Annotated in this window: 12 protein-coding genes and 1 pseudogene; 3 read left to right on the top strand and 10 right to left on the bottom strand. The window is 40.4% G+C overall.

Annotated features, from left to right (window positions below; genetic code table 11):
* Nucleotides 1-85 precede the first annotated feature (85 nt).
* Nucleotides 86-1,099 (top strand): lactonase family protein, encoded by a 1,014-nt coding sequence (locus MK482_RS05620; RefSeq protein WP_261086923.1) that lies wholly within the window; start codon nucleotides 86-88, stop codon nucleotides 1,097-1,099.
* 43 nt (nucleotides 1,100-1,142) lie between these two features.
* Here the strand turns inward: MK482_RS05620 and MK482_RS05615 are convergent, their stop codons facing one another.
* From MK482_RS05615 to MK482_RS05570, 10 genes are all read right to left on the bottom strand, one after another.
* Nucleotides 1,143-1,562 (bottom strand): F0F1 ATP synthase subunit epsilon, encoded by a 420-nt coding sequence (locus MK482_RS05615; RefSeq protein ID WP_136936834.1) that lies wholly within the window; start codon nucleotides 1,560-1,562, stop codon nucleotides 1,143-1,145.
* Nucleotides 1,563-1,572: 10 nt separating this feature from the next.
* Nucleotides 1,573-2,979, bottom strand: a complete 1,407-nt coding sequence (gene atpD / locus MK482_RS05610; protein WP_000094358.1) for a F0F1 ATP synthase subunit beta — start codon at nucleotides 2,977-2,979, stop codon at nucleotides 1,573-1,575.
* A 199-nt stretch (nucleotides 2,980-3,178) separates the two neighbouring features.
* Nucleotides 3,179-4,057 carry a F0F1 ATP synthase subunit gamma gene (locus MK482_RS05605; RefSeq protein ID WP_261086922.1) on the bottom strand — a complete coding sequence of 293 codons (879 nt, stop codon included), beginning with the start codon at nucleotides 4,055-4,057 and terminating at the stop codon, nucleotides 3,179-3,181.
* A gap of 15 nt (nucleotides 4,058-4,072) precedes the next feature.
* On the bottom strand, nucleotides 4,073-5,578 hold the full coding sequence (atpA, locus tag MK482_RS05600; protein ID WP_261086920.1) for a F0F1 ATP synthase subunit alpha: 1,506 nt from the start codon (nucleotides 5,576-5,578) through the stop codon (nucleotides 4,073-4,075).
* A gap of 14 nt (nucleotides 5,579-5,592) precedes the next feature.
* On the bottom strand, nucleotides 5,593-6,129 hold the full coding sequence (locus tag MK482_RS05595) for a F0F1 ATP synthase subunit delta (RefSeq protein WP_261086918.1): 537 nt from the start codon (nucleotides 6,127-6,129) through the stop codon (nucleotides 5,593-5,595).
* A complete protein-coding gene (atpF, locus tag MK482_RS05590; protein ID WP_001103468.1) occupies nucleotides 6,129-6,623 on the bottom strand; it encodes a F0F1 ATP synthase subunit B in 495 nt (164 codons plus the stop codon). The genes MK482_RS05595 and atpF overlap by 1 nt, the downstream gene beginning before the upstream one ends.
* 13 nt (nucleotides 6,624-6,636) lie before the next feature.
* Nucleotides 6,637-7,347 carry a F0F1 ATP synthase subunit A gene (gene atpB / locus MK482_RS05585; protein ID WP_000392870.1) on the bottom strand — a complete coding sequence of 237 codons (711 nt, stop codon included), beginning with the start codon at nucleotides 7,345-7,347 and terminating at the stop codon, nucleotides 6,637-6,639.
* A gap of 33 nt (nucleotides 7,348-7,380) precedes the next feature.
* Entirely contained in the window at nucleotides 7,381-7,581 is a 201-nt protein-coding gene (locus tag MK482_RS05580; protein WP_001054560.1) for a F0F1 ATP synthase subunit C, read from the bottom strand.
* 312 nt (nucleotides 7,582-7,893) lie between these two features.
* Nucleotides 7,894-9,180, bottom strand: coding sequence for a peptidase U32 family protein (locus MK482_RS05575; protein ID WP_024057185.1), 1,287 nt, complete (start codon nucleotides 9,178-9,180; stop codon nucleotides 7,894-7,896).
* Between the two features lie 138 nt (nucleotides 9,181-9,318).
* Entirely contained in the window at nucleotides 9,319-10,017 is a 699-nt protein-coding gene (locus MK482_RS05570; protein WP_124787372.1) for a GntR family transcriptional regulator, read from the bottom strand.
* A 141-nt stretch (nucleotides 10,018-10,158) separates the two neighbouring features.
* Between MK482_RS05570 and guaA the strand changes: the two genes are divergently transcribed.
* Nucleotides 10,159-11,721, top strand: coding sequence for a glutamine-hydrolyzing GMP synthase (gene guaA, locus MK482_RS05565; RefSeq protein WP_261086917.1), 1,563 nt, complete (start codon nucleotides 10,159-10,161; stop codon nucleotides 11,719-11,721).
* 259 nt (nucleotides 11,722-11,980) lie between these two features.
* Nucleotides 11,981-12,407, top strand: a pseudogene (locus MK482_RS05560) (transposase); the annotation flags it as partial.
* Between the last annotated feature and the right edge of the window lie 89 nt (nucleotides 12,408-12,496).

Genomic DNA, 12,496 nt, shown 5'->3' with positions numbered 1-12,496 from the left:
TTACATACCATTGAATTGTACCGCATATCATATTGTGAATCTATTTTGTGATATAATAGTATTATCTTTATAAAGAGGTATAGTCATGAAAGAAACTGTTTATTTTGGAACTTACACACGTCGAACTTCCCAAGGGATTTACAAGGCAGACTTTGATACAGAAACTGGGCAGCTTTCAAATCTAGAACTTTTTGCAGCTGAACCAAGTCCAACCTACCTTGCCTTTGACCAGCACCAACATTTATACACTGTTGGTAGTCAAGATGATAAGGGGGGAATTGCAGCCTATCAAACTGATGGAACCTTATTAAATCATGTCGTGGAAGAAGGAGCTCCCCACTGTTACGTTGCCGTTGATGAAAAGCGTGATTTGGTGTACGCGGCAAACTACCACAAGGGACAGGTACTTGTTTATAAACGCAAGGAAGATGGCAGTCTTCTACTTAGCGATGTGGATCAACACAGTGGCCAAGGTCCACATGAAAATCAAGCTTCTCCACATGTTCACTATACAGATTTAACACCTGACCACTATCTAGTGACCTGCGACTTGGGTACTGACCAAGTAATTACTTATGATCTTGATTCAGAAGGAAAATTATCTAAGCTCTATACCTATCATAGCCAGCCAGGAGCAGGCTCACGCCATATTATTTTCCATAACCACTATAAAATTGCTTATCTGATTTGTGAACTCAATAGCACTATCGAAGTTTTAATCTACGATGGTGTTGGCGAATTTGAACGCATGCAAGTTATTTCAACTCTACCAGAAGGTTACGAAGGTTTTAATGGAACTGCTGCTATTCGTCTCTCTAAAGATGGTAAATACCTCTACGCTTCTAACCGTGGTCATGATTCTATAGCAGTATATACAATTCTTGCAGACGGTAGCTTAGAGTTGTTAGAAATCGTTCCGACTCATGGTCAGACTCCACGTGATTTTGATTTGACACCAGATCAAGAATTTGTCATTGCTATCCATCAAGACTCTGACAATGCAACCGTCTTTAAACGCAATCCTGAAACTGGTCGTCTAGCAGAACTTTCCAACGACTTCCATGTGCCAGAAGCAGTCTGCATCAGTTTTGCTCCTTAAAAAAACATAAAAAATGAACTTGGTAACTCAAGTTCATTTTTTCTTATAGTCTTTTTCCGACATTGATACGATTAATAGCACGTTGCAAAGCAATCTTAGCACGACGCTCTTGATCAATCAAGTGTTTTTCGTGAGCTTCTTCAATTTCGCACTCCGCACGAAGCTTAGCACGTTCTGCACGGCTAACATCGATATCACGAGCACGTTCTGCAGAATCCGCAACGATTGTGATGGTATTATTGGCAATTTCAATAACACCTCCGTTTACTGCAATCCAGTTCACGTGATCTTCATCATCAATACGTTTTACCTTTACTTCATCAACTGCTAAAACCGCAATCATATTTTCATGTCGTGGCAAGATCCCCATCTCACCATCCAGAGTTCGAACTGATACATAGCTGGCATGGTGATCATAGACGAGACCATCTGGTGTCACGATCTGGACAGTTAACTGAGCCATAGATCACCTCTTAAAATCCCATTTTTTCAGCTTTTGCAATCACATCTTCGATAGAACCTACACCACGGAAGGCATCTTCTGGTAACTGGTCATGTTTACCATCAAGGATTTCCTTAAAGCCACGTACAGTTTCAGCAACTGGGACATAAGAACCTGGCTGACCAGTAAATTGTTCCGCAACGTTGAAGTTTTGTGACAAGAAGAACTGGATACGACGGGCACGAGCAACCAAGGTCTTTTCTTCATCAGAAAGTTCATCCATACCAAGAATAGCAATGATATCTTGCAATTCATGGTAACGTTGAAGAACTCGTTTTACTTCAGCAGCAACTGCATAGTGCTCTTCTCCAACTATTTCAGGTGCCAAGGCACGTGAGCTTGAAGCAAGTGGGTCAACGGCTGGGTAGATACCCAATTGTACCAACTTACGTTCCAAGTTGGTTGTTGAATCCAAGTGAGCGAAGGCTGTTGCTGGCGCTGGGTCAGTATAGTCATCCGCTGGCACATAGATAGCCTGGATAGAGGTTACAGACCCCTTCTTAGTTGATGTAATACGTTCTTGCAATTGCCCCATTTCTGTGGCAAGTGTTGGTTGATAACCAACGGCTGATGGCATACGACCCAAAAGGGCAGATACTTCAGAACCAGCCTGAGTGAAACGGAAGATATTATCGATAAAGAGAAGCACGTCTTGGCCTTCCACATCACGGAAGTATTCAGCGATTGTCAAACCAGTAAGGGCAACACGCATACGTGCTCCTGGTGGCTCATTCATCTGACCAAATACCATGGCTGTTTTCTCGATAACGCCTGATTCTTTCATTTCCCAGTAAAGGTCATTCCCCTCACGAGTACGTTCCCCAACACCGGTAAATACTGAAATACCACCGTGTTCTTGGGCAATGTTGTGAATCAATTCTTGGATTAAGACGGTTTTACCAACCCCGGCACCACCGAAAAGTCCAACCTTACCACCTTTTAGGTAAGGGGCAAGAAGGTCGATAACCTTAATCCCTGTTTCAAGGATTTCAGAAGAGGTAGACAATTCATCAAAAGTTGGAGCTTTTTTATGAATCGGCTGACGCTCTGCGTCTTCTGTAAAAGGAGCTTCCAAGTCAATGGTATCTCCCAAAACATTGAAGACACGTCCCAAAGTTTCTTTACCTACTGGTACAGAGATTGGACGACCTGTGTCCAATACTTCCATTCCACGAGTCAAACCATCTGTTGATTCCATGGCGATAGTACGAACCATACCATCTCCCAACTCTAAGGCTACTTCAAGGACGATTTTTGTTTTTCTTTCGTCATTTTTGTAGACGACAAGTGCATTGTTAATCTCAGGAAGTTTTTCCCCTGCTGCAAACAAGACGTCTACAACGGGACCGATAACCTGAGCAATTTTACCTGAACTCATCTCCTTCTCCTATTCTATATAAGATACTGTCGGTTCCTAGCTCAACTAGGTCCTAATACTCTTCGAAAATCTCTTCAAACCACATCAGCTCTATCTGCAACCTCAAAACAGTGTTTTGAGCAGCCTGCGGCTAGCTTCCTAGTTTGCTCTTTGATTTTCATTAAGTATAAGTTCATTTTCATACGAGCTGGACTAGAGCTTATTCTAAGGCACTAGCTCCTGCTACGATTTCTGTAATTTCTTGTGTAATCGCCGCCTGTCTGGCACGGTTATACTGAATTGTCAAATCATTAATGACTTTCTTAGCATTATCAGTCGCTGTTTGCATAGCTGTCATACCTGCAGCATTTTCAGCTGTCTTGGCATCGATAATAGCCCCGTAAATCATACTTTCTGCAAACTGAGGCAACAACTGCTCCAAAATTTCTTCTCGGCTGGTTTCCAATTCAAAAGTCAAGCTGTACTCTTCATCCGCTTCATTGGGATCCAAGTCAACAATCGGAAGCATTTGTTCCACACGCATTTGACTGGTTAGCGTATTGACATGGTGGTTGTAGCAGACATAAAGTTCATCAAAAAGTTCATTTTGGTACATTTCAACTGTTTTTGAAATAATCTTGCGAACTTCATCAAAGCTAGGTTGATCCGCCAAGCCACGTAGTTCATAAAGTGGTTGAATACCACGAGCCTTAAAGAAATCAGCTCCCATTCCACCGATACAGATCATTTCAAAACCTTTACCATCTGGATGGTATTCTTCTTTCAACTCCATAACGGCTTTCAAAATAGAAGAATTATAACCTCCAACCAAACCGCGATCTGAAGTGATAACTATATAGCCTGTCTTCTTCACAGGACGGCTAATCAACATCGGATTGGTTGAGCCACCAGATCCATTACCATGGAGGATATCTGTTAAGAGCTTGCGAACTTTCTGAGCGTAAACTTGGAAGTTGCGAGCAGCTTCTTCAGAGCGACCTAGCTTAGCAGCCGATACCATTTGCATGGCATTAGTGATTTGACTCGTATTTTTTGTTGAGGCGATTTTTGTTTTAATATCATTTAGAGATACTGCCATCTGACACCTCTATTCTTATTGGAAGCTGGTTTGATTGAGAAACTCTGTAATCGCAGAATCCAAGACTGCTTCTTCTGGCAAGTCTTTTGTATTACGAATGGTTTCCAAAATCTCTGGATGTTGAGCGTCAAAGAAGGCATGGAACTCTTCCTCGAAACGAACAATATCATCTACTGGAACAGTATCCAAGAAACCATGTGTCAAAGCATAGAGAATGGTTACTTGTTTCTCAACAGGTAATGGTTTGTGAACAGGTTGTTTCAAGACCTCAACGGTACGACGTCCACGGTTCAATTTAGCCTGTGTTGCCGCATCTAAGTCAGAACCAAATTTAGTGAAGGCTTCCAACTCACGATATGAAGCAAGGTCAATACGAAGTGTACCAGCAACCTTCTTCATGGCTTTGATTTGTGCAGAACCACCTACACGAGATACAGATGAACCCGCATCGATGGCTGGACGAATACCAGCATTGAAGAGACCATCACCAAGGAAGATTTGTCCATCAGTGATTGAAATCACGTTGGTTGCGATATAGGCAGAGATATCTCCTGCTTGTGTCTCGATAAACGGTAGGGCTGTAATAGATCCACCACCAAGTTCATCAGAAACTTTAGCTGAGCGCTCAAGCAAACGGCTGTGAAGGTAGAAAACATCCCCTGGGAAAGCTTCACGACCTGGAGGACGACGAAGCAAGAGAGACAGTTCACGATAAGCTACCGCTTGTTTTGAAAGATCATCATAAACGATCAAAACATGCTTACCTTGATACATAAATTCTTCCGCCATGGCAACCCCAGCATAAGGAGCTAGGAAGAGCAATGGAGATGGTTGTGAAGCAGAGGCTGTCACAACGATTGTGTAGTCCAAGGCACCGTACTGACGTAGTGTTTCTACTTGTGTACGAACTGTTGATTCTTTTTGTCCAATCGCAACATAGATACAGATCATATCTTGACCTTTTTGGTTCAAGATTGTATCAATCGCAATGGTTGTTTTCCCTGTCTGACGGTCACCGATAATCAACTCACGTTGGCCACGACCAATCGGTACAAGGGCGTCGATAGCTTTCAAACCAGTTTGCAATGGTTCTGATACAGATTTACGTTGCATAACACCAGGAGCTGGTGCTTCTACTGGACGAGTTTTATCAGTGTGGATTTCTCCAAGACCGTCAACTGGACGACCAAGTGGGTCCACAACACGACCAATCAGACTTTCACCTACTGGGACTTCCATGATTTTACCTGTACGGCGGATTGTATCGCCTTCACGGATATCTGTAAAGTCACCCAGGATGATAATACCAACATCTGTTGACTCCAAGTTTTGAGCCATACCATAAGAGCCGTTTTCAAAAATCAACAACTCTCCACTCATGGCATTTTCAAGGCCGTGAGCACGCGCGATACCATCCCCGATATAGGTTACAACACCTGTTTCAGTCACATCAAAATTGGGTTTGAAATTTTCAATTTGTTGCTTAATTAAAGCGCTGATTTCTTGTGCGTTAATTGCCAAAAGAACACCACTTTCTATTTCAAATTTTCTTTAACAACTTTAAGTTGTTGTTTAATACTCACATCAATTGTCTTGTGATTGGCAAAAATGACAAAACCACCAATAAGACTTTCATCGATTTGCTCTTTTACACTCCTTACTTTAAGAGACATTTTTTTCTCAATCAAAGGGAGCAAGCGACTCTTCTGTTCATCAGTTAAAGGATGAGCTGACCTAATCGTCAATTCAAATCGATTTGTTTCTTTTTCAAGTCGGTTCAAGCAATCTACAAGAATATCATAAAAAAGATTTGCTCTGTGATTGCAGATAAGAACCTGAATAAAGTTTTGCAATAAAGTCGACACTGAATCTTGGAAGAACGCAATCGTTTTTTCCTTGTCAGACTCTTCTACTGCCACTTTTTTTAAAAAAGAAGGTAAGCCTGTTTCTTCAGCAACTTGCTTGATTTGAGCTAAGTCTGAAAAGATACGGTCTTCTTCTCCTTTTTCTAAAACCAATTGGACAAAAGGCATGCTGTATTTTTCAATTACCTTTACTGTTTTCTTGTCCATTAAGCTTCTCCTAGCTGATCGATATACTGATCAATGAGTTCTTTATGGGCATGACCGTCAAGGTTTTGTGAGATGATTTTACCAGCCAAGCTGATTGTCAAATCTGCTACCTCACCCTTAACGCTTTGTAAAGCTTCAGCTTTATTTTGAGCAATTTCTTGGTTCGCTTTTTCTTTCAAGCGTCCTGCTTCTAGCTTAGCATCTGCTAAAATACTAGCTTTGCTTTTCTCAGCTGTTTCTTTCGCATTCTCAATGATTGTCTTAGCTTCTTTGCGGCTACCAGCCAATTCATCTTCGCGTTTCTGAGCCAATACTTCTGCTTTTTGACGTGCTTGTTCAGCTCCGTCAATATCTGCTGCAATTTTTTCTGCTCTTTGTTCGAAAATGCTAGTCAAATTTGACCAAGCGTATTTCTTAACCAAGACTAGCAAGAGAATAAAGGAACCAGCGATTAGTATAAAATCACCAAGTAATTCACCTACTGTTACATTCATAAACTACTCCTTTCTATTCTTCATCATTAATTTTATTTCCTAGGTACATTGAAGATAACAATGTAAATACATATGCTTGTACACAAGAAATAAAAACAGAAAATGCAGTCCAGATTAGATTTGTTCCAAAAGCAATAGGATACCAATAGAAGGCCTGATGAGAAAGTAGGACTAACATACTTGCCATCACTTCCCCTGCAAAGATATTACCAAAGACCCGCAATGCAAGTGAAAGGAGATTGGTAACTTCTTCCAAGAGATTCATTGGTGTCATAAAACCTGGTGTTACAAATGCTTTTAAATACTTTTTGATTCCACGACGACGAATTCCTTCTACGTGTGTCATTAAGATAATTGTAAAAGACAAGACCAAGTCAAATGACAAATTTGCTGTTGGTGAGGTCCAAAGATTTACACCATCTGTAGTCTGAATTCTAGCCATTAAGCCAATATTATTTGCAATGGCCATAAATAGGAATAAACAGAAATAAAAGAGAGAATAATCCTTTATCATTGGACCAAGGTTTGATTTTGTAAATCCAACGACAAAATCAAATAAATACTCTAATACATTTTGTTTTCCTGTGGGTCTCAAAGTCATATTTCGAGTTGCCCAATAAATAAAGCCAAAAATAAGTGCTACAGTCAACAAAGTCAAAACTACTATGGTTAAATTAAAGGTAACAGGACCAATATTGATGGTTGGATTAATACTTTCTTCCATCTAAAATCCTCCCTTTTTCAATTTATACTTCTTTTATTTGATGATAAATGAAAAGACAAGAGTAACGAAGAAAGTACCTTCAATAAAGGCAACCCCTAGGATCATCAAACTACGTAGTTCTGAGATGATATCTGGTTGGCGAGCAACTGATTTCAACAAACCGTTCATCAACATACCTTCACCAAGAGATACACCCATACAGGCAAGACATAGACCGAAAAATGTTAAATTCATGACGAATTCTCCTTTTAATTAAAATTTACTTACTTAGTTTAGTCCTAAAAATTGGATTTGTCAACTTTTTACTTACGTTGAAAGCGTTTAATGAAAATTATTTACAATTTTACTATTTTTAAGTCTATTATATAGAAAACTTTGGAAAAAACTTGTAACAAATCCCTCCATTATCCAGGTCTTTCTGAAAAATAATGAAAATCCGAGATGAAATCTCGGATGGAAATTAATATATTTTCTTTAACCTAATGCTCTTTAGTAAGTAGGATTAAAGGGAAAGCAACTAGAAAGCTTTCGTCTCCTGCACGCTTATTAAGCACGAACTGTGACGCTGGTGCCATCTTCCTTATAAAGATTGATAAGTCCTTCTTTGAGAGCTCGAACCATATCTCCAGCTTGAACAGGTTGTGGAACCTTGATAGTCAAGAGTTCCATTGGATTTGGAGCGCGGTCAATTTTATTGCCTTTGGCATCATGTAAATCTTCGATATACGTTTCAAAATGACGGAAACCTGGGCCATAAAACTCAACTTGGTCGCCTTCGTTAATAACGTTCCGTTGACGAATAGTTGCTGTTTGTGTCGCATCATCATAAGAAACCACTTCAGCGACAAACTTATACTCAGGAATTTTACGACGAGCACCAAACAACTGCTCATTTTCAGATGGTGTACCATAGTAGAAACCTGTTGCTAATTCACGTTGGGCAACCTTCCACATCTCATCCACCAAGTCTTGTTTGATAGCTTCAAACTTTTCAGGACTTTCAAGATATGCATCCACAGCCGCCTTGTAGCAGTTGGTTACTGTTGATACGTAGTGAATAGACTTCATGCGTCCTTCGATTTTTAGACTGTCCACACCATTTTCAATCATATCTGGAATATGGTCAATCATGGACATGTCAACGGCTGACATTGAAAATTCTTCTGGAATCTCACCTTTAAGACTCTTACGTTCCTTCCCAAATGGCATATCGTAAAGGTCGTATTTCCAACGGCATGACTGAGAGCATCCACCACGGTTGGCATCACGCATACTCATGTGGTTAGAAAGGGTACAACGACCAGAGTAAGAAATACACATGGCTCCGTGGACAAAGGCTTCAATCTCAACATCTGTACGTTTGCGAATTTCAGCTAATTCTTCCATTGAAACCTCACGCGCCAAAACAACACGAGTTAAGCCCAGTTCCTTCCAGAACTCAAGAGTTTCATAGTTAGTGGCACTTGCTTGGGTAGAGAGGTGGATTTCAAGACCTGGTGCTTCTGTCGCTGCAATCATAATCAAGGCTGGGTCAGACACGATAACTGCCGCGATTCCGATATCACGTAGTTTACGGAACCACTCACCAGCACCAGCTTCATTTCCTTCGTGCATCACCATGTTGGCAGCTACATAGACCTTTGCACCGTACTTGGCAGCAAACTGGACGCCTTCTTCCATCTGTTCAAAGGTAAAGTTTCCAGCACGGCTACGAAGACCATAGGCCTGACCACCGATAAAGACAGCATCTGCTCCATACTGAACAGCTACCTTTAGCTTCTCTAAAGTCCCTGCAGGTGATAAAACCTCAGGACGTTTTAATGTTTTTGTCATGTTTTCTCCTATTTGCAATATAAAAGTTTGACGTTTTTCCTTCTCATTTTATAGTAAATAAGCGATAAAATCAAGCCTAGACAGATTGTTTTGACAATTCTAATCTTTTAAGAAAGCAAAAAATCTAGCCTTTCTAGACTAGTTATTCTCAAGATAAAATTCAAAACGTTCGCCAACATACTGACTTTTCACGTATTCAAAAGCTGTCCCGTCTTCTAGGTAGGAAACCTGAGTCAAACCAAGAATAGCATGTCCTCTTTCAACTTCCAAATAGTGGGCAATCTTTTCTTTAGCAAGACGAGCATAGATGGTCTGCTGTGATTTACCGATACGGTAGCCATGTTTTTGCAGGGTTTGAAAGAAATGACTGGTGATTTCTTCCTTTTTAAAATTCTTAATAAATTTCTCAGGAATAGAAGCAACTTCATAAACTAAAGGAACTTGGTCGGCATATCGGACCCGCTCCATTCGGATAATATTGTCCGTTGGAGAAATTCCTAGCTTGGCAACTTCCTGCTCATTGGGAATGGTTTTTCTGTAGGAAATGAGCTGGCTAGAGGGTACTTTACCTTGGGACTTAACAATTTCAGTAAAACTGGTTGTCCCTCGCATCTTTTCTTGTACTCGAGTACTGGAAACAAAGGTGCCACTTCCTACACGGCGCTCTAAGACGCCTTCTTCAACTAATAGAGATACGGCTTGGCGGAGGGTCATGCGACTGACCTCAAACTGCTCTGCTAAATCTCGTTCACTAGGAAGTCTCTCCCCAATAGCCCAACGGTGATCGTCAATATCCTTTTTAATCTGATCATGGATTTTCATATAAGCAGGTAGCATATTTTTCACTTCATTTCTATCTTTTCTCTATTGTACCCCAATAAACTAGAAAAAGTCAAACTTCGCCTTGTTTAGTTGGTAATTCGCCCTTATTTGTGATAGAATATTGAAAAAAGATATTTCTTTTGAGAAAGGAAAAAGATGAGTAACATTTCAACTGATTTGAAAGATGTCGAAAAAATCATCGTATTGGACTATGGTAGCCAATACAACCAGCTGATTTCACGCCGTATCCGTGAGATTGGTGTTTTTTCAGAACTAAAAAGCCATAAAATTTCAGCTGCTGAAGTTCGTGAAATCAATCCTGTAGGAATCATCCTGTCAGGTGGTCCAAACTCTGTATACGAAGATGGTTCATTTGATATTGACCCAGAAATCTTCGAACTTGGAATTCCTATTTTGGGAATTTGTTATGGTATGCAGTTATTGACCCATAAACTTGGAGGAAAAGTTGTTCCTGCAGGTGATGCTGGAAATCGTGAATACGGTCAATCAACTCTTACTCACACACCATCAGCTCTTTTTGAATCAACACCAGACGAGCAGACTGTTTTGATGAGCCATGGTGATGCGGTTACTGAGATTCCTTCTGACTTTGTTCGTACAGGTACATCAGCTGACTGCCCATACGCAGCCATCGAAAACCCAGATAAACACATTTATGGTATCCAATTCCACCCAGAAGTTCGCCATTCTGTATACGGAAATGATATCCTTCGTAACTTTGCCCTTAACATTTGTAAGGCTAAAGGCGACTGGACAATGGATAACTTCATTGACATGCAGATCCAAAAAATCCGTAAAACAGTCGGTGATAAACGTGTCCTTCTTGGTCTATCAGGTGGAGTTGACTCATCTGTCGTTGGGGTTCTTCTCCAAAAGGCTATTGGCGATCAATTGATCTGTATCTTCGTAGACCACGGTCTTCTTCGTAAAGGAGAAGCGGACCAAGTTATGGACATGCTTGGTGGTAAGTTTGGTTTGAATATCGTCAAAGCAGACGCTGCTAAACGTTTCCTTGACAAACTTGCAGGTGTTTCTGACCCTGAGCAAAAACGTAAAATCATCGGTAATGAATTTGTGTATGTATTTGATGACGAAGCAAGCAAGCTCAAAGATGTGAAATTCCTTGCTCAAGGTACCTTATATACAGACGTTATCGAGTCTGGTACAGATACAGCTCAAACTATCAAGTCACACCACAACGTGGGTGGTCTTCCAGAAGACATGCAGTTTGAATTGATCGAACCACTCAACACTCTTTATAAAGACGAAGTTCGTGCTCTTGGTACAGAGCTTGGTATGCCAGACCATATCGTATGGCGCCAACCATTCCCAGGACCAGGTCTTGCTATCCGTGTTATGGGTGAAATCACTGAAGAAAAGCTAGAAACAGTTCGTGAGTCAGACGCTATCCTCCGTGAAGAAATTGCTAAAGCTGGCCTTGACCGTGACATCTGGCAATACTTTACTGTTAACACAGGCGTTCGTTCAGTTGGTGTTATGGGTGACGGTCGTACATATGACTACACGATTGCAATCCGTGCTATTACCTCTATCGATGGCATGACTGCTGACTTTGCCAAAATTCCTTGGGAAGTCCTTCAAAAAATCTCAGTACGTATCGTAAACGAAGTGGATCATGTTAACCGTATCGTCTACGATATTACAAGCAAACCACCTGCAACCGTTGAGTGGGAATAAAACAATAGAATACAAAGTCCTTAGTATGCAAGTTTCTAAGGGCTTTTCTTTGGCTTCTGATGATAAAGGATAATCTAGTTTAAATCAAAAAACCTCTCATCCCATATTTCTATGGTATTCGTTTCATATGCTAAATCATCAAGAGCATTTAGGACAAGACCTCCTATCACTAGATGCTGGGTTTAAGTGTGGATGTTACAATTCCTCATTTTACCTCTTATGGTAAGAATTACAGTTGTCTTTTCCAGGACTAAAACTCCTCCTTGACCAAGATATTACACCTGTATTCCCTTATACTCGCCCTTGTTGAAAGAAAGGGAAGCTTCGCACTAGGAACTTTATATACTATAAATACTATTACTGTTACCTCTGCCCTGAAAATCAAATTTTATCTTACTTTACAACAAATCTCGATGGCTATCGTGAGTATAAAAGCAATCCTAATATTTGCGCAATTTGTTCTCTATTATCCCGTTACTCGCCATATTTGGAAGAAATATTTAGAGATTTGTGAGGAGATTCGGCATCAAAAGAGAAACATGGAACTTTACCAAAAACGTAAAAAAACGGTAGAGAGACTTTTTGGTACAGCCAAAGAATACCACAATCTACGTTATGCAAGAGAAGTTTGCAATTACAAAATGAAGGAAAAAGTTGGGCTTGCTTTGGCACACCTGAATATCAAAAACTGCTAAATGATATCTAGGAAGCCTTTTTATTTTGCACTGAAAAGTGTTTTGATAAAGATTTCAGCCTATTTTAAGAATAGTAGCTT

The sequence above is a fragment of the Streptococcus mitis genome (genome assembly GCF_026782865.1).
Classification (GTDB): Bacteria; Bacillota; Bacilli; order Lactobacillales; family Streptococcaceae; genus Streptococcus; species Streptococcus mitis_CG.
Note: the sequence above shows the minus strand (reverse complement) of the source record. Positions and strands in the feature narration are given on the sequence as shown.